The organism is Pantoea sp. PNA 03-3, from assembly GCF_003201175.1.
In the GTDB taxonomy this organism is placed as follows: Bacteria; Pseudomonadota; Gammaproteobacteria; order Enterobacterales; family Enterobacteriaceae; genus Pantoea; species Pantoea stewartii.
Map to the genome: position 1 here is coordinate 1 of NZ_QICO01000004.1, position 19,980 is coordinate 19,980.

Consider the following 19,980-nt stretch of genomic DNA (forward strand, 5'->3'; position numbering starts at 1 on the left):
TAAAGTTTGATTTGCTGCAACCAGTGCAGCGGTGCTCAAGGAAAACGTCGTAATGAATTTCAATACGTGTTCACTCTTAAGACTTGATATTTTTTACGTCCGGAGACGCGGATATCAATCCTGCGAGTGCCCACACAGATTGTCTGATAAATTGTTAAAGAGCAGTGCAACCAGCGGGTTAACCGTCTGTTGCGAGGTGGCGTATATTACGCTTTCCTCCTTCAGAGTCAACCTCTTTTTCAGAAGTTTTTCTCCGGCGAAAACTCCGGGGAGTTTTCTGCTGAACACCGCGTTACGTAAGCCGTTGTGCCGTGTCAGTGGAGGCGCATTATAGGCAAATATTTTGGGCTGGCAAGGGGGTAATTCAAAGAAACTTCTCAACCGCTCACTTTCCAGGCAAACCGTCGCAGAAACCACCAACCCGGCCCGTTTCAGAAACAAAAAACGGGCATTACGCCCGTTTTTAACAGAGACAGCCTTACTGATGTGCCGTAATGACGCCGTCTTTGACATCCATTTCTATCACTTTTCCCGGAACCAGTTGTCCGGAAAGGATCTGCTGTGCCAGCGGATTCTCTATCTGTTGCTGGATAGCGCGCTTCAGTGGACGCGCACCGTACACCGGATCATAACCGTTCTCACCCAGCAGCTTGATCGCGGCATCAGAGATATGCAGCTGATAACCGCGATCCTCCAGACGTTTGTACAACCGTTGCAGCTGAATCTGTGCGATAGAGGCAATGTGTTTTTCACCCAGAGGATGGAACACCACCACCTCATCAATACGGTTAACAAATTCAGGACGGAAGTGCTGTCCTACCACACCCATGACAACCCCCTTCATTTCGGCGTAGTTCAGATTGCCGAAACGTTCCTGAATCAGATCGGAGCCCAGGTTCGAGGTCATGATTACCACCGTGTTGCGGAAATCAACGGTGCGACCTTGCCCATCCGTTAACCGGCCATCATCCAGCACCTGCAGCAGGATATTGAAGACATCGGGATGCGCCTTCTCTATCTCATCCAGCAGAATCACCGAATACGGACGACGGCGAACCGCCTCGGTCAGATAGCCGCCCTCTTCATAGCCAACGTAGCCCGGAGGCGCCCCCACCAGCCGCGATACCGAGTGTTTCTCCATAAATTCAGACATGTCGATACGGACCATCGCATCGTCACTGTCAAACAGGAAGTTAGCCAGTGATTTACACAACTCGGTTTTACCCACACCCGTTGGGCCGAGGAACAGGAATGACCCGACAGGACGGTTTGGATCGGCCAGACCCGCACGGCTACGACGAATGGCATTGGACACCGCCTCGACGGCTTCATCCTGTCCGATAACGCGCGAGTGAAGCTCCTGTTCCATTCGCAGCAGTTTGTCTCGCTCCCCTTCCATCATGCGGGCAACCGGAATACCGGTCCAGCGCGCCAGCACATCGGCAATTTCCACATCTGTCACGCGATTGCGCAGCAGCTTCATGGTTTTGCCTTCAGACTGGGTGGCAGAAGCCAGTTGTTTTTCCAGCGCCGGGATTTTGCCGTACTGCAGCTCAGACATCTGCGCCAAATCACCAGAGCGACGCGCCTGCTCAAGCTGGAGGCGTGCCTGTTCCAGCTCCGCTTTAATATTCTGCGTACCGGTTAATGAGGCTTTTTCCGCTTTCCACTCTTCTTCCAGCTCAGCATATTCACGCTCTTTCTGATTCAGCTCCGCTTCGAGCATCTCCAGACGTTTCACGCTGGCATCATCAGACTCTTTCTTCAGCGCCTGCTGTTCCAGTTTCAACTGAATAATGCGCCGCTCCAGTCGATCCAGTGCCTCTGGTTTGGAGTCAATCTGCATACGAATGCTGGATGCCGCTTCATCGATCAGGTCAATCGCCTTATCGGGTAACTGACGATCGGCGATATAGCGGTGAGAAAGCGTGGCCGCCGCAACGATAGCCGGGTCAGTAATCTGTACATGATGGTGCAACTCATAGCGCTCTTTTAACCCGCGCAAAATGGCGATGGTATCTTCAACGCTTGGCTCTGCGACAAACACTTTCTGGAAACGACGCTCCAGTGCCGCATCCTTCTCGATGTACTGGCGATATTCATCCAGCGTGGTGGCACCGACGCAGTGCAGCTCACCACGTGCCAGTGCCGGCTTCAGCATATTACCGGCATCCATTGCGCCGTCCGCTTTGCCCGCGCCCACCATGGTATGTAACTCATCGATAAACAGGATGACGTTGCCTTCCTGTTTGGCCAGGTCGCTGAGTACGCCTTTCAGGCGCTCCTCGAATTCACCCCGGTATTTTGCCCCTGCCACCAGCGCGCCCATATCCAGCGCCAGTACACGGCGACCTTTCAGCCCTTCCGGCACTTCGCCATTGATAATGCGTTGGGCCAGCCCTTCAACAATGGCGGTCTTACCTACGCCGGGCTCACCGATTAACACAGGGTTATTTTTAGTACGGCGCTGCAATACCTGGATGGTACGGCGAATTTCCTCATCACGACCAATCACCGGATCCAGCTTGCCTTTCTCGGCACGCTCAGTGAGATCGATTGTGTATTTCTTTAACGCCTGACGCTGATCTTCAGCACCCTGATCGTTCACGTTGTCACCTCCACGAAGTTGTTCTATCGCTTTGGTGAGCTTGTCGTTAGTGGCACCCGCAGACTTCAGAATGTCTGCCAGCGAGCCACGTGAATCCAGGGCTGCCAAAACAAATAATTCAGATGAGATAAAGTTGTCATTGCGCTTCTGTGCCAGCTTGTCGCACAGATTAAGCACTCTGATCAGGTCGGCAGAAGGTTGCACGTCGCCGTCGCTGCCTTCCACCTGGGGCAGACGATCGATAGCCTGGTCAATCTGCGTACGCAGAGAGGCCACATCTATGCCGGTAGAGGACAACAGCGGAGCGACCGATCCCCCTTCCTGTTTGAGCAGTGCGCTCATCAGATGCAAAGGTTCGATAAACTGGTTGTCGTGTCCCAATGCCAGAGACTGCGCGTCGGAGAGAGCAAGTTGAAATTTATTAGTAAGACGATCCAGACGCATAATTCCTCCCATTACAGGTCAAATGCTACTGGAGATTAAAATGAGGTCATCCCTCAAGTTTTCAAGGATAATGACCTGAGATATGAGTAAAAAATGCACTGCCTGGATCGTCTTATGGCGTAAGACTATAACAGCCAAATTAAAGTTGCCATACGCCCGGTGATCCTGTCCCGGCGGTAGGAGAAGAAATTGTCGGGTTCACTGAAGGTGCAGCGTGAATCTGCACTGACAGACTGGACCCCTGCGGCCTGCAGGCGTTGTCGGGCCAGGTGCCAGATATCGGCAAAAAATTTATCCCCGACGGGGCGGAATGCATCCGCCGCACGCGGATCAATGTCCATGAATGCACGACGAACCTCCGCGCCGACTTCAAAAGCATCAGGACCGATCGCCGGCCCCAGCCAGGCATGGATTCTGTCGGGCGGCGCCTGAAACTGCGCCAGCGTATTTTCCAGCACGCCGCCACAAAGCCCACGCCATCCGGCATGTGCAGCGGCCACTTCACGCCCATCGTCAGAACAAAACAGCACGGGCAGGCAGTCAGCGGTCATCACAGCACAAACTACGCCCGGCTCACGCGTTATGCAGGCATCGGCTTGCCGCGGCTGAGGAACCATGCGGGCAGAGAGATGTTCAACGTCAGTTGAATGCACCTGATTCAGCCATTGCGGCATCGCGGGCAACGCCGCAAGCGAGACCAGTCGCTCACGGTTAGCACGAACATGTTCTGCTTTATCACCGACATGGCCCCCGAGATTCAGCGAACACCAGTTTCCCTCACTGACGCCACCGTGGCGTAATGTCGAGACAGCTCGCACCTGCGCTGGCGCAGGCCATTGTGGGATAATCAGACTCATAACCAGTCCAGTTGATCCTTGAACATCTCTGTGTCGGCTTTCAGCGCGTCAATCAGATCGATCATATCCTGCGGAATGGCCGCATGAAACTCCATCTCAATACCCGAGATGGGATGATAAAGACGGAGCATTGTGGCGTGCAGGGCCTGACGATCAAAACCGCGTAAGGTCGCGATAAATTCTTCAGACGCGCCTTTTGGCGGACGCGGCCGGCCACCGTAGAGCGGATCGCCCACCAGCGGATGATTAATATGCGACATATGCACGCGAATCTGGTGCGTACGGCCGGTTTCCAGTCGCAGACGAAGCCGCGTATGGGCGCGGAAATGCTCCATAATGCGATAATGGGTCACAGCGGGTTTACCCATTGGATGCACGGACATATGCGTACGTTTCGTCGAGTGACGGCTAATCGGTTCATCCACCGTTCCCCCCGCCGTCATGGTGCCAATGGCCACCGCCTCATATTCACGCGTAATTTCACGACGCTGCAGGGCATCAACTAAATGCGTCTGCGCCGGTACGGTCTTCGCCACCACCATCAAACCGGTGGTGTCTTTATCCAGACGATGGACAATCCCCGCACGCGGAACGTCCACAATGGCGGGATAGTGATGCAGTAGTGCATTCAGTACCGTACCGTCGGGATTTCCCGCCCCAGGATGGACAACCAGGTCACGTGGTTTATTGATGACGATAATATCTTCGTCTTCGTATACGATATCCAGCGGGATGTCCTGGGGTTCCCAGCGCTGCTCCTCTTCGATCTCTGCATCAATCGTGACGCGCTCGCCGCCAAGCACTTTCTCTTTCGGCTTATCAATGACAGTGCCGTTAACACTGACGCGCTGGTTGAGAATCCACTCTTTTATGCGGGAACGTGAATAATCAGGGAACAATTCCGCCAAAGTCTGATCTAAACGTTGTCCGAGTTGTGACTCGGATACCGTTGCGGTGAGTTGAACTTGTTGTGCCATATACAGCTTCTTCGTTAACGTTGGGTTTTACGGCGATGCCGTTTAATATAATGTGCTATCGTACCTGGTCATTACCGGGAGCTATACGGACAGCTTCCGCCATAACATTTTGAGGATAATCACTTCGTCATGACGCGTATGAAATATCTGGTGGCTGCAGCCACACTGAGCCTGGCACTTGTTGGTTGTTCCGGCTCAAATGACGCGGTACCGGACAACCCGCCTTCTGAAATCTATGCTACAGCGCAACAAAAGCTGCAGGACGGTAACTTTAAAGCGGCGATTAAGCAACTGGAAGCGCTGGATAATCGTTACCCGTTCGGTCCCTATTCGCAGCAGGTTCAGTTGGATTTGATCTACGCGTACTATAAAAATGCCGATCTGCCCATGGCGCAGGCGGCGATCAGTCGCTTTATGCGTTTGAATCCTACGCACCCTAATATCGATTACGTCATCTATATGAAAGGTCTGACGGATATGGCGCTGGACGATTCAGCATTGCAGGGCTTTTTTGGCATTGACCGTTCGGACCGTGATCCTACGCATGCGCGCGATGCTTTCCGCGACTTTGCACAGCTGCTGCGCAGTTACCCGAACAGCCAGTATGCCGCTGATGCTTACAAGCGTCAGGTCTTCCTGAAAGATCGTCTGGCTAAATATGAACTCTCGGTGGCGCAATTCTATACCAAGCGCGGGGCTTATGTCGCGGTCGTTAACCGTGTTGAAGGCATGATGCGCGATTATCCTGATACGCAGGCGACACACGACGCGCTTCCGCTGATGGAAAATGCCTACCGTCAACTGCAGTTGAATGCAGAGGCCGATAAAGTGGCAAAAATTATCGCCGCCAATAACGGTTAATCAGCCTTCCTTTCCCGAAACAAAAAAAGCAGCCCTGAGGCTGCTTTTTTTTGCGCACAGAACAGGCAATATTGACACGTTGCCGCTGAGCTAACCTGTCAACAATGCCTTGTTAATGCCCTGGCTTCAAGCCTTTTCGACCACATTCTCGCCCTTTCTCACAATTTGCCCTGGTTGACAAAAAGTGACATTTTTTTGTGATCAAAATCACACAAATACAGAATTATCGCGCTATGCTGGATCTATTCCGACGGCAATCACAGAGAGGTAAGCATAATGATCGTGAACATTACCAGTAAGCAAATGGAAATTACTCCAGCCATCCGTGAACACGTCGAAGACCGCCTTGCCAAGCTTGAGAAATGGCAAACTGACCTGATTAATCCGCATATCGTCCTGTCGAAAGAGTCCAAAGAGTTTGTGGCAGACGCGACCATTAACACACCAAACGGTACCCTGGTCGCCAGTGCCAAACATGACGACATGTACACCGCTATCAATGATTTGATCGGCAAACTTGAGCGCCAACTCAATAAAGTCCAACACAAACCTGAAGCGCGGCGTGCGGCCAGCAGCGTGAAAGATTTCACGCCAGCAGCCGAAGAGTAGCCTCATCCCCGCTTTTCTGACGCGCCTCCGGGCGCGTTTTTTGTTGACAGCTTTTCGTGAGTACGGTTACTCTCAGGTCAGCTCAATTTTGGAACGCCTCATGAAAATACTGTCGTTTTTCTTCGCTTTCTTTTTTACCTTCCCCTGAACGGGAGGCCATTCGTCGTGTAAAAAGAAAGCGAAGACGAACAACAAAGCCTCCCAATCGGGAGGCTTTTTTATTGGATAGCTTACAGGTGAGCCTTATGACCCCGGACAATCCGCTTCTGGCGCTGCGTGAAAAAATCAGCGCCGTGGACGAAAAACTACTGACGTTACTTGCCGAACGGCGTTTGCTGGCTGTGGAGGTGGCAGAAGCGAAACTCGCCACCCATCGTCCTGTCCGTGATATCGAACGTGAGCGCGCGCTGATCGAACACCTTATTGTGCTGGGCAAAAAGCATCAGTTAGATGCGCATTACATTACCCGTCTGTTTCAGTTAGTCATTGAAGACTCCGTGCTGACACAGCAGGCATTGCTGCAAAAGAACCTGAACCATCCGCATGCACAGGCTGCGCGCATCGCGTTTTTAGGGCCAAAGGGCTCTTATTCTCATCTGGCTGCGCGACAGTATGCTGCCCGCCATTTCGACAGCATGGTGGAATGCGGTTGCCTGAAATTCCACGACATTATTAAACAGGTTGAGAACAACGCGGCAGACTACGCTGTCCTGCCCATCGAAAACACCAGTTCCGGCTCCATCAATGATGTTTATGACCTGCTTCAACAGACCAATTTGTCGATTGTCGGTGAAATGACGTTGCCCATTGAGCACTGCATGCTGGTGAGCGGCCCGAGCGACCTGGAACAAATCGAAACGGTTTACAGCCACCCACAGCCTTTCCAGCAGTCCAGCCACTTTATCAACCGTTTTCCACACTGGAATATTGTTTACACAGAAAGTACCGCCGCCGCGATGGAAAAAGTGGCCGCGCTCAACTCGCCGAAGGTTGCGGCTATCGGCAGTGAGGCCGGAGGTGAGCTTTATCAGTTACGCGTGCTTGAGCGCCATCTGGCTAACCAGCAGCAGAACCATACTCGCTTTATTGTTCTGGCACGCAAACCTATTGATGTCTCCGATCAGATTTCGGCCAAAACCACGCTGATCATGGCAACCGGTCAACAGGCAGGTGCACTGGTTGACGCCCTTTTGGTCCTGCGCCAGCACAATCTCATCATGAGCAAGCTGGAATCCCGTCCAATTAACGGCAATCCCTGGGAAGAGATGTTTTATCTGGATGTGCAGGGTAATTTGCAGTCTGAGAAAATGCAGCAGGCACTGGAAGAACTTCGCGCCATGACGCGTTCATTGAAAGTTCTTGGCTGCTATCCCAGTGAGAATGTGATTCCTGTGGAACCCAAGCAATAGAAATGAAAAAGGCATCCGGTTGGATGCCTTTTGCTTTTAAGGACGGCTGTCGTTAGCCGATCGCAGTAGGCTTCTGCTTTCAACCAAAAAGCGTTTTGCGTGATCGCCAAACCAGGCCTCAACCCGATTGAAGCTGGCGATAAAGGCGTGCTTATCGCCTTGTTCCAGCAAAGCAATCGCTTCGCCAAATCGCTGATAATACCGCTTGATAAGATTCAGGTTATTTTCAGACGACATGATGATATCCGCATAGAGCTGGGGATCCTGAGCAAACAGGCGCCCAACCATTGCCAGCTCCAGCCGGTAGATAGGCGATGACAACGCCAGCAATTGGTCAAGATTGACGTTCTCTTCCGCCAGATGCAGCCCATAAGCAAACGTCGCAAAATGGCGCAGGGCCTGAATAAAGGCCATGTTCTGATCGTGCTCTTCCGCACCGATACGATGAAGGCGCGCGCCCCAGACCTGGATCTGCTCCAGAAACCACTGGTAGGCTTCCGGTTGTCGCCCATCACACCAGACCACAACCTGCTTGGCCAGGCTGCCGCTGTCAGGCCCAAACATTGGATGCAGACCCAATACTGGCCCGCGATGTGCGGCCAGCATCGCCTGCAAAGGGCGATGTTTAACCGAGGCAAGATCCACCAGAATGCAGTCATCCGGCAAGGGAGGAAGCCGGTTAATCACCGCCTCTGTCAGATGAATAGGGACACTGATCATCACCATACCGGCATCCGCCAACAATGTATCCGCCTTGTCCCAGTCATCTTTGTCCAGCGTCTTTACCGCATAGCCAGACAACGTCAGCATTTTATTGAACAGGCGCCCCATCTGCCCTTCACCGCCGATAATCACGATTGGGCGAAGCGCAGGACACAATGTTTTAAAACCTTTATCGTTTTCGCTGGCGTAAGATTCACGCATCACCCGGCGTAATACGTCTTCGATCAAGTCCGCAGGAACACCGAGGGCCTCAGCTTCTTTACGACGCGACGCCAGCATCGATGCTTCACGTTCAGGGACATAGACCGGCAAACCATGGCGGCTTTTGACTTCACCCACTTCAGCGACCAGTTCCAGACGTTTTGCCAGCAGATCCAGCAAAGCTTTATCTACCGTATCAATTTGTTCACGTAATGCGTTTAGTTCCGCGACCATTACCTATCAGACCTCGTGTGAAAAACGCGCCGCCAGCGCCCCTTGTAGCTCATGATGCATGCCACGCAGTAAATCTTCGGTAACCTGCCAGTTAATGCAGGCATCCGTGACGGAAACACCGTACTTCATCTCGCTGCGCGGCTGCTCAGAAGACTGGTTGCCTTCATGGATGTGACTTTCCAGCATCAAGCCAATAATTGAGCGGTTACCTTGTTTGATTTGCGCAACGGCAGATTCCGCTACGCCGGGCTGACGGCGGTAATCTTTATCGGAGTTACCATGGCTGCAATCTATCATTAAGGCCGGACGGAGTCCCGCTTTTAGCATGGCGGCTTCGCACTGCGCCACATCTTCAGGGCTGTAGTTGGGCGCTTTTCCTCCGCGTAAAATGACGTGGCCATCCGGATTACCCTGCGTTTGCAGCAGGCAGACCTGGCCCGACTGATTGATCCCGACAAACCGGTGAGGCATCGCCGCCGCACGCATGGCATTAATCGCCGTGCCCAGGCTGCCATCAGTCCCGTTTTTGAAGCCAACCGGCATGGAGAGCCCTGACGCCATCTCACGGTGCGTTTGCGATTCCGTTGTACGCGCACCGATCGCCGACCAGCTGAAGAGATCGCCCAGATACTGTGGGCTGTTAGGATCCAGCGCTTCCGTAGCTAAAGGCAGGCCCATGTCGACCAGATTAACCAGCAATTCACGTGCAATATGCAGCCCTGCTTCCATATCAAATGAGTTATCCATGTAAGGATCGTTGATCAACCCCTTCCAGCCAACGGTTGTGCGGGGTTTCTCAAAGTAGACGCGCATAACAAGATAGAGTTGATCACTCACCGTTTCGGAAAGGGTTTTTAAACGACGCGCATAATCAAGAGCGGCTTCTGTGTCATGAATAGAGCAAGGACCGCACACCACTAACAGACGTGGATCGCGACCGGCAATGATATCGGCAATGGTCTGGCGCGATGCCGCGATTTGCGCCTGCTGCGCAGGGCTTAACGGAAACTTGGTTTTCAGCTCTTCAGGGGTGATCAACACTTGTTCATTCGCAATGTGAACATTGTTTAGCGCGTCTTTTTGCATCTTGCTGTCCTTTACACTCATTTATGCGTTTACAGGATCCTCACAGAGGATGTGGCACTACTGTACCATAACTGATACACGCAACAATGCTGGATGTACACTTTATTTACCACCATCCATAAAAGCCTTGGCAAAATAAATTAAATACCAATAAAAACATAATATTAATAAAAAACAAATGAACTCAAAAGCCACTGATATTGTAAACTTTAATATACACACAAGAATTTTACGTGGCGGTATCGCCTGTTAAGATAAGCGCATTCCCACAGAGAGGCAGAAATATGGTTCAGATCCCACCAACAATCCGGCTACGTCCTTTTCAGTTAAACGATGTCGAGGCATTTACCGCGGCGGTAAATGCCTCGCTTGATACCCTTTTGCCCTGGATGAGCTGGGCACACGAAAACTATCAGCCTCATGAGGCCGAAAGCTGGATTCGCTTTACCCACTTACAACGGGCTGTACGAGAATCAGAAGAGTTTGCGATTGTGGATGCGCAGGATCGTCTGTTAGGCGGTGCTGGTTTTCGTTTTGCCAGCGAGCCGGGCGCGTTGTGTTCCCTCGGTTACTGGGTGCGCAGCGATGCACAGCGCCAGGGCGTGGCTACGCAGGCGGTGAAGTTATTACTGGAATTTGGCTTTGCGCGGCCGGATGTGCAGACAATCGAACTGCTGGCGGTGGAGAACAACTATGCCAGCCGGCGAGTGGCAGAAAAAAGCGGTGGGCGCTTTATCGATTACCGTTATGGCTTAATTGTCCTGGACAGCGGGCCAGTAAACGCGGCGATCTATCATTTTCAGCGCCCCTGATGTCAGGTCAGCCGGGCGTTCTCAGAGGCTATAAGCCTCAACATAAGCGATAAGCCAGTCGTCAACGGTCATGCTTTCATTTGTCCGCCAGACAATAACCATACCGTACTCAATCCGGTCCAGTTCGAATGCGCGTAACTCTCTGTAAAAATGACTATAACCTTTAATAAATCGCCCATCGCAGGATTCCACATCGACGCGTTGGTAAACGACCTTGCCCTCATAGTCAAAATAACTGAAGGCGATCTCTTTCATGTTCAGCCAGGGCATATCCACATCGACTAACGGGATATGCGGCTTAACTGCCGTGGCTTTCTGCTTCTTACGCGCCATTTCCTTTCTGTGTTCACGGCCAGCCCAGACAATGATGAGGTTCAGCGCCACCAGAATCAGGGCCGGACCATATAATCCAATGGCGAGAAACAGGGGAAACAACACGAACACCATGAGGGACCACAGCACGGTCAGAATGCGGCAAAGCCATAGATTGCTGTTGCCTTCCAGCGCATAGCGGGCTGAACGAAATGAGGCGATGGAAAGTAAAAATCCAGAAAGAAAAAAAAGAGCGTCCTTCACAACCTGTCCTTATGATAATGCGCACCTTCCCGGGCAACCCCTCTCATGGGCGAGACGATGAAAATCGGGGAGGCAATATTTATGCAGCCGCTCATGACAGCGTGCTTTTATTTTGCAGTACGGCCCTGTCTTCAACGCGCGAACGGCGGGACACATGTTACCTGAAAACACCGGCAGAGACGCCATCCCTTGCTGACGGGAGTGATCGTGATCGTCCTTCACGCCGGGATTCGTCATCCTAAACGACAATCAGCCCTGTCAGGCCGACAGACCCGGACTGCGGGCTGCATCGGGTAAGTCTTTTCTGTAAAAGCGTTTCTCTGGCAATAAAAAAAGGGGCTGGCATGCTGCCAACCCCTTGTTTGCTATTAACTTTTAGATGTCGCGTTAGCGATACCTTAGCTAAGACGCTCTTTGATACGAGCAGACTTACCAGTACGCTCACGCAGGTAGTACAGTTTGGCTTTACGCACAGCGCCACGACGTTTAACAGCGATGCTGTCAATTACCGGAGAGTGAGTCTGGAAGACACGCTCAACGCCTTCGCCGTTAGAAATTTTGCGAACAGTGAATGCAGAGTGCAGACCGCGGTTACGAATAGCGATAACCACGCCCTCGAATGCCTGCAGACGTTTTTTAGAACCTTCAACGACCCATACTTTCACTTCCACGGTATCACCCGGACGGAAGGAAGGTACGTCCTGTTTCATCTGCTCTTGTTCAATTTGCTTAATAATGTTGCTCATAATTAAATCTCTTATCCTGGGTAAACTGATAGTCAGGGAAGATTACTCTTCCGCATCATCGTTTTGTTGCTGGTGTTCCTGTTGGAACGCCTTAAGCAACCTTGCTTGCTCTTCAGTCAGAGCCAGGTTTTCCAGAAGTTCAGGTCTTCTCAGCCAGGTACGGCCTAGCGACTGTTTCAGGCGCCACTGGCGAATATCGGCATGGTTGCCCGACAGTAATACTGGCGGAACCTCCATCCCTTCTAACACTTCAGGTCGGGTATAGTGTGGACAATCCAGCAATCCCTCCGAGAACGAATCCTCATCGGCTGACGCCTGCTTGCCGAGTACTCCCGGAATGAACCGGGCGACTGCGTCAATCATCGTCATTGCGGGCAGTTCCCCACCGCTGAGAACGTAATCACCGATTGACCATTCTTCATCAATTTCGGTCTGGATTACGCGCTCATCAATCCCTTCATAGCGGCCACAAACAAGAATTAACTTGTCGCGTGACGCCAGTTCGCAAACGCCCTGTTGGTCCAGTTTGCGCCCCTGAGGTGAAAGATATATCACCCTGGCACCCTCTCCCGCCGCTGCTTTCGCTGCGGAGATGGCATCCCGTAAAGGTTGTACCATCATCAGCATTCCCGGTCCGCCACCATAAGGACGATCGTCCACAGTACGGTGCCGGTCGTGCGTGAAGTCACGTGGACTCCAGCTTTGAACGCTGAGCAGGCCATTTTTTACTGCCCGGCCAGTTACCCCGTAATCGGTAATAGCGCGAAACATTTCTGGAAACAGGCTAATTACACCAATCCACATTGTTTTCGCCGTTACGTTACCGTTTGATTCGGAGATCAAAAACCAGGATCCCAATCTACTTCAATAAGGCCAGTAGCGAGATCGACTTTCTTGATAACCTGTTCATCAAGAAACGGAATTAACCGCTCCTGTACACCAAACGCATCTTTCAGGTTTGCCTTCACGACGAGAACGTCGTTCGAACCGGTTTCCATCATATCGATGACTTTACCCAGCTCGTAGCCTTCAACGTTGACCACCTTGCAACCCATCAGGTCTTTCCAGTAGTACTCACCGTTTTCCAGCGCAGGCAGTTGCGTCGAGTCGACCTGAATTTCGCAATTGGTCAACTGTGCCGCCGCATCCCGATCGTCAATGCCTTTGACTTTGATGATCAGGTCCTGATTGTGGTGCTTCCAACTATCCAGTTCCACCTGCTGCCATTTACCGGCGCGCTGGATAAACCAGGGTTGGTAGTCAAAGATGCTTTCAGCGTCTTCAGTGGAGGAAAACACTTTGAGCCAGCCGCGAATGCCGTATGCAGCGCCCATTTTGCCCAATACAATCGGGTTAACAGGTGCCTGTGCGGCAAGTTGTCTGCTCATGCTCACCACCGTGACAGATTAAGCTGCTTTCTTTGCTTCTTTGATCAGCGCGTTAACGCGATCAGAAAGCGTTGCGCCCTGGCCAACCCAGTGCTCGATACGATCCAGATCCAGACGCAGTGCTTCAGCCTGACCAGAAGCGATCGGGTTGAAGAAACCTACGCGCTCGATGAAGCGACCGTTGCGTGCATTGCGGCTGTCAGTAACGACGACCTGATAGAACGGACGCTTTTTAGCGCCGTGACGTGCCAAACGAATTGTTACCATAACATCCTCTTCAGTTAATAAAACACCCGGCCCCCATCGAGGAACGGGGTCCGGGTGCTGTATAAAAAGCCCGAAAATTTTACTCATTTTGGCGCAAAAAGCAACCTAAACTGAGCCATCCCAGGCTTTTTTGTGGAACCCCTTAGCGTCCGGGGAAACCTGGCGGCATCATACCTTTCATGCCGCGCATCATTTTCGCCATTCCGCCCTTCTTCATTTTCTTCATCATCCGCTGCATGTCGTCGAACTGCTTTAATAAGCGGTTAACGTCCTGCACCTGCATACCGGAGCCGGTGGCAATACGGCGCTTACGTGAGCCTTTGATGATTTCTGGTTTTTCGCGCTCTTTGCGCGTCATCGAATTGATGATGGCTTCCATGCGCACCAGCACTTTGTCATCCATCTGCGATTTCACGTTGTCAGGCAGTTGCCCCATGCCCGGCAGCTTGCCCATCAGGCTCGCCATTCCGCCCATGTTGCGCATCTGCTTCAGTTGCTCAAGGAAATCATTGAGATCAAAACCGTCGCCGGTTTTCAGCTTCTTCGCCAGTTTTTCCGCTTGCGCGCGGTCAACTTTGCTCTCGATATCTTCAATAAGCGAGAGGACGTCGCCCATACCAAGGATGCGTGAGGCGATACGGTCCGGATAAAACGCTTCCAGCGCATCGGTCTTCTCGCCCATCCCCATAAACTTGATTGGCTTGCCCGTGATATGGCGAATCGACAGCGCGGCACCGCCGCGCGCGTCACCATCCACTTTCGTCAGGATAACCCCGGTCAGCGGCAGCGCTTCATTAAAGGCCTTCGCGGTATTCGCCGCATCCTGACCGGTCATGGCATCCACGACAAACAGGGTTTCAACCGGATTAATCGCGGCATGAACCTGTTTAATCTCGTCCATCATCGCTTCGTCTACGTGCAGACGACCTGCGGTATCCACCAGCAATACATCGTAAAACTTGAGTTTGGCTTCACGCAGCGCGTTGTTGACGATATCAACAGGCTTCTGGCTCAGATCGGACGGGCAGAAATCCACCCCCACCTGTTGTGCCAGGGTTTCCAGCTGTTTGATCGCCGCCGGGCGATAAACATCCGCAGACACCACCAGCACTTTTTTCTTGTGCTTTTCACGCAGGAATTTACCCAGCTTACCCACACTGGTGGTTTTACCCGCACCCTGCAGGCCCGCCATCAGCACGACAGCCGGCGGCTGCGCGGCCAGATCCAGCGCGTTGTTTTCTGCGCCCATCGCCGCAACCAGTTCATTGCGGACGATTTTGATAAATTCCTGCCCCGGCGTCAGGCTTTTATTGACGTCATGGCCCACCGCGCTTTCTTTTACGCGGTTAATGAAATCCCGCACCACCGGCAGCGCAACGTCAGCTTCCAGCAATGCCATGCGCACTTCGCGCAGCGTGTCTTTGATGTTGTCTTCAGTCAGCCTTCCGCGGCCGCTGATATTGCGCAGGGTTTGCGACAAACGATCGGTTAAATTGTCAAACATTGTCTCTCACTTAAAAAAAATCGCGAGGCGCCATATCGGCAGAATGCGGCGGATTATAACACGAAGCCGAGCCGATCTCTTCAATTCCACCTCAGATCGTTTGGAGCCTGCTTCGCCTGGCGCTATACTGCCCTTTTCCTTTATCTGACTGATGCCTGAAAGGAACTATGTCCGTTTTCGCGATTGTGGCGCTGTTCGCCTACTCCCTGAGTCTTGCACTCATCATCCCCAGCCTGTTGAAACGTCAAAGCGGCTGGCGTCGGTTAGCTGTGTTGTCGGCCTGTGTGGCGCTTGTCACCCACGCCGTCGCCCTGCAGCAACGAATTTTCGCTGTCGATGGCGGGCAAAACCTCAGCCTGCTGAATATTGGTTCGCTGGTCAGCCTGCTGATCTGTGCCATTATGACCATTGTTGCCTCACGGAATCGTGGCTGGTTACTGCTGCCGATTGTCTACAGCTTTGCCTTAATTAACCTGGCTTTTGCCACATTTGTACCGAACGCATTCATTACCCATCTTGAAACAACGCCAGGCATTATGATCCACATTGGCCTGTCGCTGTTTGCCTATGCCACGCTGATTATTGCGGCGTTGTATGCGTTACAGCTGGCATGGATTGACTACCAGTTGAAAAACAAAAAGCTGGCCTTCACGCAGGATATGCCACCGCTGCTGACCATTGAACGGAAGATGTTCCACATCACCCAGGTCGGCGTGGTGTTACTGACGCTGGTGCTGTGTACGGGCCTGTTCTATATGCACGATCTGTTCAGCGCCGAGAACGTGGATAAAGCCGTGCTGTCCATTATTGCCTGGTTTGTCTATATCGTTTTGCTCTGGGGCCACTATCATGAAGGCTGGCGCGGTCGCCGTGTGGTGTGGTTCAACTGCAGCGGCGCTGTGCTGCTGACGATGGCTTATTTCGGCAGTCGCGTGCTTCAGCATCTGCTTATTCACAGTTCTTAATCAAAAGGAAGTTTTGCGGTGGAACATGTTTCGACCACGACCCTGATTGTCACGCTCATCATCATGGTGTTGGTTTCAGCCTACTTTTCGGGTTCTGAGACCGGCATGATGACGCTCAATCGGTATAAATTGCGTCATCAGGCAAAAAATGGTCACCGCGCCGCCCGCCGCGTTGAAAAGTTGTTAAAGCGTCCCGATCGCCTTATCAGTCTGGTGCTCATCGGGAATAACCTGGTCAATATCCTTGCGTCCGCCATTGGCACCATTGTGGGAATGCGCCTGTATGGTGACGCCGGTGTGGCGATTGCGACGGGTGTTCTGACCTTTGTCGTGCTGGTTTTTGCAGAGGTGCTCCCTAAAACCGTTGCTGCGCTTTATCCAGAAAAAGTCGCCTATCCCAGTAGCTTTCTGCTGGGCCCGCTGCAGTACGTTATGCTGCCGCTGGTCTGGTTACTGAATACCATTACGCGTCTACTGATGCGTCTTGTCGGCATTCGGGCAGAAGGAGCTATCAGTTCCGCGTTAAGTAAAGAGGAACTGCGCACTATCGTTTATGAATCACGTACGCACATGTCCCGACGCAACCAGGACATGTTGCTGTCCGTACTGGACCTGGAAAAGGTCAGCGTGGACGATATTATGGTGCCACGCAATGAAATCGTCGGCATCAATATCAATGACGACTGGAAATCCGTGATTCGTCAGCTCAGCCACTCACCGCACGGTCGTATTGTACTGTTCCGCGACTCACTGGATGACTGCGTGGGCATGCTGCGCGTGCGTGAAGCCTGGCGCATGATGACGGAGAAAAAAGAGTTCACTAAAGAGATGTTGCTGCGTGCCGCTGATGAAATTTACTACATCCCGGAAGGCACTCCGCTTAATACGCAGTTGGTGAAGTTTCAGCGCAACAAGAAAAAGACCGGTCTGGTCGTTGATGAATATGGCGATATTAAAGGGTTGATCTCTATCGAGGATATTCTGGAAGAAATTGTCGGGGACTTCACTACCTCGATGTCTCCGTCGCTGGCCGAAGAGGTCATGCCGCAAAACGATGGCTCGGTGCTCATTGAAGGCAGCGCCAATATTCGTGAGATCAACAAAGCTTTCAACTGGCAGTTACCCGAGCAGGAAGCGCGCACGATTAACGGCATGCTGCTGGAGGCGCTGGAAGAGATCCCCACCGTTAATACGCGAGTCCGGGTGAATCATTACGACGTCGATATCCTGGATGTGCAGGATAATATGATTAAGCAGGTGCGCATTACGCCACAGACGCCGCTTAAACAGTCTGTAGGCTCCTGAGCAGAATAAAGCCGCCTTTTAGGGCGGCTTTTTATTGGCCTGGCTCCGGCTTTTTGCATAAACGGCGAGCCGTAACCCAATAAAAAACGCCGCGTATGCGCGGCGTTTTTGTGAGAACAGCCCAGACTAGATGTGCAGCTCTTTCAGCTTTTCAGCAGGCAGTTTCAGATCGTCATTGTGGTTAACGCCGATCTCCTGTGCCAGCACATTACGGGCAATTTGCTGCGCTTCATCCAGCGAATGCAGCTTGTAACTTCCACACTGGTATTCATTCAGCTCAGGAATCTGGTTCTGATCTTTCACTTTCAGCACATCTTCCATCGCGCCTTTCCAGGCCTGTGCCACACGTTGCTCATCTGGCGCACCAATCAGGCTCATGTAGAAGCCGGTACGGCAACCCATAGGTGAAATATCGACAATTTCTACGCCATCACCGTTGAGGTGGTTACGCATAAAACCTGCAAACAAATGCTCAAGCGTATGGATGCCACGTTCAGTCAGAATATCGATATTGGGGCGACAAAAACGCAGATCGAAAACGGTAATCGTATCGCCATGCGGCGTCTTCATGGTTTTTGCAACACGCACGGCGGGCGCGGCCATGATGGTATGATCTACAGTAAAACTATCCAGTAATGGCATACGTCACCTCTTAGTCTGAAAAATTTTTTATGAACGATGAAACTTTTCCGATCGCCCAGCGTCTGAATATATGAAAGACGCGCATTTGTTATCATCCATCCCTGACAACAGAGATGTTAATTTGGCCACAGTGATGTGGCCTTTTTCTTTTCTACCCTTCCCGGCTGGCCAGATAGGTTTCAAAATCCAGCGTATCACTCGCTTCAAGCTGCTGTTGCGCCGCAACAGATGCCTGCGCCTGTTGCGCAAAGTCCTCTGGCTTTAACACTTCCAGCGGCTCATTAACCAGCAACTGACGATACTGTTCCGCCAGCATAATCCCCGTGCCCGTTACGCCGTGTTCTTTCATGGCATTCAGAATACGCGCCGAATAGGTTAGCTCAGGATCGTCAAAGGATGCTACCAGTTCATCGCAGACCTGCTGATACTCAGTGGTGCCCTGATTACTGTCCAGCGCTTCTGCGACGCGGCGCAGGTCGGCGAACAAGGTTTTGCCCACCTCGCGCAGTGAATATTCCGCCTCACCACATCCTACCGCAATCTTCAGGTCAGGCTTACGTCCTTCCAGCACCACGCGGTTCCAGTTCTGCCGGCTACATTGTAATTCATCAGCGCTCATTTCAGGCGCGTCTGCCAGCGTGCACCAGATCAGGAACAGATCGAGGAAGCGGACCTGATTCTCATCCACACCAACAGGTGAGAAGGGGTTGATGTCCATGGAACGCACTTCAATGTACTCAATACCACCCCGTAACAGCGCATCTGATGGAGCTTCTCCGGAACGGGTAACGCGTTTCGGACGAATCGGCGCATAGAGTTCATTTTCAATCTGCAATACGTTGGTATTCAGCTGTAACCAGTTGCCCTCAGCATCCCGGGTGCCCATCTTCACAAAGTCTTCTGAAGGCGTTTTAATCGCTTTTTTCAGTGCGCTGACGTAACCCTCAAGGGAATTAAAGGTAATGCCCAATGCACTTTGTGACTTGTTCGTGTAACCCAGGTCGCTCAGACGTAACGATGTCGCGTAAGGCAGCCACAGCGTGCCTTTGTCATCGTGTTTAAACGGCAGTGCGCTTTCTTTGCCCTGCAGGAAGCTGGAGCAGATAGCAGGTGATGCGCCAAACAAATAAGGAATGACCCAGCCAAAGCGATAATAGTTACGAATCAGGCGCAGATAGCCCGCAGAAATCGTCTCTTTACCACTTTCGTAATCTTTTACGTCTGCCCATGCCTGCCAGAACGACAGCGGCAGAGAGAAATTATAGTGAATGCCGGAGATGGTTTGCATCAGCGCACCATAGCGGTTTTTAAGCCCCTGGCGATACAGCGTTTTCATCCGACCAATATTCGATGTGCCATACTGCGCCAGCGTAATCTTATCGGCGTCCTCAATCAGGCAAGGCATGCTAAAAGGCCACATGCGTTCGTCACCGAGCTCATCCGCAACATGGCGGTGGACATCGCGCAAAAACGCCAGCATATGCTCGATGCTGTGATCGACTGGGGTAATGAACTCCAACAGCGTCTCAGCAAAGTCAGTGGTGATCCAGTCATGCTTAAGCGCCGATCCGAGCGACGCAGGATGCGCAGTCGTTGCAAGATGTCCATCCGGCTGCACGCGCAACGTTTCACGTTCGATGCCACGACCAATGCCTTTCAGTGCATCAGGATGCGCCTCCAGCCAGGATAACGCTTTTGATACGTCGGGGATCACATTAACCTCCGGCTGTGTGAATAATTTATTTTTGTTCAGCATAGTGTTAACC

Annotated in this window: 20 protein-coding genes and 1 other annotated feature; of the genes, 7 read left to right on the forward strand and 13 right to left on the reverse strand. The window is 52.1% G+C overall.

All coding sequences use genetic code 11. The features are described from left to right. Positions 1 to 478: 478 nt before the first annotated feature. The 3 genes from clpB to rluD form a co-directional block, all read right to left on the reverse strand. Positions 479 to 3,064: an ATP-dependent chaperone ClpB gene (clpB, locus tag C7433_RS12990; protein ID WP_199227860.1), complete on the reverse strand. Its 2,586-nt coding sequence runs from the start codon at positions 3,062 to 3,064 to the stop codon at positions 479 to 481. A gap of 113 nt (positions 3,065 to 3,177) precedes the next feature. Beyond that, positions 3,178 to 3,909 carry a purine nucleoside phosphorylase YfiH gene (gene yfiH, locus C7433_RS12995; protein WP_058702175.1) on the reverse strand — a complete coding sequence of 244 codons (732 nt, stop codon included), beginning with the start codon at positions 3,907 to 3,909 and terminating at the stop codon, positions 3,178 to 3,180. Further along, entirely contained in the window at positions 3,906 to 4,886 is a 981-nt protein-coding gene (gene rluD, locus C7433_RS13000; RefSeq protein WP_006120699.1) for a 23S rRNA pseudouridine(1911/1915/1917) synthase RluD, read from the reverse strand. Before rluD ends, yfiH begins: the two co-directional genes overlap by 4 nt. A gap of 129 nt (positions 4,887 to 5,015) precedes the next feature. On the opposite strand from rluD, the gene bamD reads away from it, so the two are divergent. The 4 genes from bamD to pheA all read left to right on the forward strand — a co-directional run bounded on the left by bamD (position 5,016) and on the right by pheA (position 7,765). Next, a complete protein-coding gene (gene bamD / locus C7433_RS13005) occupies positions 5,016 to 5,747 on the forward strand; it encodes an outer membrane protein assembly factor BamD (protein WP_006120700.1) in 732 nt (243 codons plus the stop codon). Positions 5,748 to 6,023: 276 nt separating this feature from the next. After that, on the forward strand, positions 6,024 to 6,356 hold the full coding sequence (gene raiA / locus C7433_RS13010; protein ID WP_006120701.1) for a ribosome-associated translation inhibitor RaiA: 333 nt from the start codon (positions 6,024 to 6,026) through the stop codon (positions 6,354 to 6,356). Positions 6,357 to 6,455: 99 nt separating this feature from the next. Beyond that, positions 6,456 to 6,579, forward strand: a sequence feature (Phe leader region). Further along, the gene (locus C7433_RS23755) at positions 6,457 to 6,504 is read left to right on the forward strand and encodes a hypothetical protein (protein ID WP_193750318.1); all 48 of its coding nucleotides are present in this window, start codon (positions 6,457 to 6,459) and stop codon (positions 6,502 to 6,504) included. It overlaps the preceding feature by 48 nt. A 22-nt stretch (positions 6,580 to 6,601) precedes the next feature. Further along, positions 6,602 to 7,765, forward strand: coding sequence for a bifunctional chorismate mutase/prephenate dehydratase (gene pheA / locus C7433_RS13015; protein WP_033739505.1), 1,164 nt, complete (start codon positions 6,602 to 6,604; stop codon positions 7,763 to 7,765). 36 nt (positions 7,766 to 7,801) lie between these two features. On the opposite strand, the gene tyrA is transcribed toward pheA, so the two are convergent. Both tyrA and C7433_RS13025 read right to left on the reverse strand, forming a co-directional pair. Beyond that, complete coding sequence (gene tyrA / locus C7433_RS13020) at positions 7,802 to 8,923, reverse strand: bifunctional chorismate mutase/prephenate dehydrogenase (protein ID WP_006120703.1); 1,122 nt, start codon at positions 8,921 to 8,923, stop codon at positions 7,802 to 7,804. A gap of 6 nt (positions 8,924 to 8,929) precedes the next feature. Beyond that, the gene (locus C7433_RS13025; RefSeq protein WP_033739508.1) at positions 8,930 to 10,009 is read right to left on the reverse strand and encodes a 3-deoxy-7-phosphoheptulonate synthase; all 1,080 of its coding nucleotides are present in this window, start codon (positions 10,007 to 10,009) and stop codon (positions 8,930 to 8,932) included. A 284-nt stretch (positions 10,010 to 10,293) separates the two neighbouring features. Between C7433_RS13025 and C7433_RS13030 the strand changes: the two genes are divergently transcribed. Beyond that, complete coding sequence (locus tag C7433_RS13030; protein ID WP_033739509.1) at positions 10,294 to 10,821, forward strand: GNAT family N-acetyltransferase; 528 nt, start codon at positions 10,294 to 10,296, stop codon at positions 10,819 to 10,821. A 21-nt stretch (positions 10,822 to 10,842) separates the two neighbouring features. On the opposite strand, the gene C7433_RS13035 is transcribed toward C7433_RS13030, so the two are convergent. The 6 genes from C7433_RS13035 to ffh all read right to left on the reverse strand — a co-directional run bounded on the left by C7433_RS13035 (position 10,843) and on the right by ffh (position 15,302). After that, complete coding sequence (locus C7433_RS13035) at positions 10,843 to 11,397, reverse strand: hypothetical protein (RefSeq protein WP_110268335.1); 555 nt, start codon at positions 11,395 to 11,397, stop codon at positions 10,843 to 10,845. A 398-nt stretch (positions 11,398 to 11,795) separates the two neighbouring features. Next, a complete protein-coding gene (gene rplS, locus C7433_RS13040) occupies positions 11,796 to 12,143 on the reverse strand; it encodes a 50S ribosomal protein L19 (protein WP_006120707.1) in 348 nt (115 codons plus the stop codon). A gap of 42 nt (positions 12,144 to 12,185) precedes the next feature. Further along, positions 12,186 to 12,947: a tRNA (guanosine(37)-N1)-methyltransferase TrmD gene (gene trmD / locus C7433_RS13045; protein ID WP_050504850.1), complete on the reverse strand. Its 762-nt coding sequence runs from the start codon at positions 12,945 to 12,947 to the stop codon at positions 12,186 to 12,188. Between the two features lie 35 nt (positions 12,948 to 12,982). Then, positions 12,983 to 13,531 carry a ribosome maturation factor RimM gene (gene rimM / locus C7433_RS13050; protein ID WP_006120709.1) on the reverse strand — a complete coding sequence of 183 codons (549 nt, stop codon included), beginning with the start codon at positions 13,529 to 13,531 and terminating at the stop codon, positions 12,983 to 12,985. An 18-nt stretch (positions 13,532 to 13,549) separates the two neighbouring features. Further along, positions 13,550 to 13,798 carry a 30S ribosomal protein S16 gene (rpsP, locus tag C7433_RS13055; RefSeq protein ID WP_033739514.1) on the reverse strand — a complete coding sequence of 83 codons (249 nt, stop codon included), beginning with the start codon at positions 13,796 to 13,798 and terminating at the stop codon, positions 13,550 to 13,552. A 142-nt stretch (positions 13,799 to 13,940) separates the two neighbouring features. Further along, entirely contained in the window at positions 13,941 to 15,302 is a 1,362-nt protein-coding gene (ffh, locus tag C7433_RS13060; RefSeq protein WP_006120711.1) for a signal recognition particle protein, read from the reverse strand. Positions 15,303 to 15,469: 167 nt separating this feature from the next. Between ffh and C7433_RS13065 the strand changes: the two genes are divergently transcribed. Next, positions 15,470 to 16,267 carry an inner membrane protein YpjD gene (locus tag C7433_RS13065; protein ID WP_006120712.1) on the forward strand — a complete coding sequence of 266 codons (798 nt, stop codon included), beginning with the start codon at positions 15,470 to 15,472 and terminating at the stop codon, positions 16,265 to 16,267. A gap of 18 nt (positions 16,268 to 16,285) precedes the next feature. Beyond that, on the forward strand, positions 16,286 to 17,572 hold the full coding sequence (locus C7433_RS13070; RefSeq protein ID WP_033739517.1) for an HlyC/CorC family transporter: 1,287 nt from the start codon (positions 16,286 to 16,288) through the stop codon (positions 17,570 to 17,572). A 126-nt stretch (positions 17,573 to 17,698) separates the two neighbouring features. Here the strand turns inward: C7433_RS13070 and luxS are convergent, their stop codons facing one another. Then, positions 17,699 to 18,214, reverse strand: coding sequence for an S-ribosylhomocysteine lyase (gene luxS / locus C7433_RS13075; protein ID WP_006120714.1), 516 nt, complete (start codon positions 18,212 to 18,214; stop codon positions 17,699 to 17,701). 151 nt (positions 18,215 to 18,365) lie between these two features. Then, entirely contained in the window at positions 18,366 to 19,970 is a 1,605-nt protein-coding gene (gene gshA / locus C7433_RS13080) for a glutamate--cysteine ligase (RefSeq protein WP_058702176.1), read from the reverse strand. Positions 19,971 to 19,980: the final 10 nt, after the last annotated feature.

Coding starts and splice junctions, on each gene's coding strand:
- clpB (WP_199227860.1), bottom strand. CDS start 3,064: ATGGGAGGAATTATGCGTCTGGATCGTCTTACTAATAAATTTCAACTT.
- yfiH (WP_058702175.1), bottom strand. CDS start 3,909: ATGAGTCTGATTATCCCACAATGGCCTGCGCCAGCGCAGGTGCGAGCT.
- rluD (WP_006120699.1), bottom strand. CDS start 4,886: ATGGCACAACAAGTTCAACTCACCGCAACGGTATCCGAGTCACAACTC.
- bamD (WP_006120700.1), top strand. CDS start 5,016: ATGACGCGTATGAAATATCTGGTGGCTGCAGCCACACTGAGCCTGGCA.
- raiA (WP_006120701.1), top strand. CDS start 6,024: ATGATCGTGAACATTACCAGTAAGCAAATGGAAATTACTCCAGCCATC.
- pheA (WP_033739505.1), top strand. CDS start 6,602: ATGACCCCGGACAATCCGCTTCTGGCGCTGCGTGAAAAAATCAGCGCC.
- tyrA (WP_006120703.1), bottom strand. CDS start 8,923: ATGGTCGCGGAACTAAACGCATTACGTGAACAAATTGATACGGTAGAT.
- C7433_RS13025 (WP_033739508.1), bottom strand. CDS start 10,009: ATGCAAAAAGACGCGCTAAACAATGTTCACATTGCGAATGAACAAGTG.
- C7433_RS13030 (WP_033739509.1), top strand. CDS start 10,294: ATGGTTCAGATCCCACCAACAATCCGGCTACGTCCTTTTCAGTTAAAC.
- rplS (WP_006120707.1), bottom strand. CDS start 12,143: ATGAGCAACATTATTAAGCAAATTGAACAAGAGCAGATGAAACAGGAC.
- trmD (WP_050504850.1), bottom strand. CDS start 12,947: ATGTGGATTGGTGTAATTAGCCTGTTTCCAGAAATGTTTCGCGCTATT.
- rimM (WP_006120709.1), bottom strand. CDS start 13,531: ATGAGCAGACAACTTGCCGCACAGGCACCTGTTAACCCGATTGTATTG.
- rpsP (WP_033739514.1), bottom strand. CDS start 13,798: ATGGTAACAATTCGTTTGGCACGTCACGGCGCTAAAAAGCGTCCGTTC.
- ffh (WP_006120711.1), bottom strand. CDS start 15,302: ATGTTTGACAATTTAACCGATCGTTTGTCGCAAACCCTGCGCAATATC.
- C7433_RS13065 (WP_006120712.1), top strand. CDS start 15,470: ATGTCCGTTTTCGCGATTGTGGCGCTGTTCGCCTACTCCCTGAGTCTT.
- luxS (WP_006120714.1), bottom strand. CDS start 18,214: ATGCCATTACTGGATAGTTTTACTGTAGATCATACCATCATGGCCGCG.
- gshA (WP_058702176.1), bottom strand. CDS start 19,970: ATGCTGAACAAAAATAAATTATTCACACAGCCGGAGGTTAATGTGATC.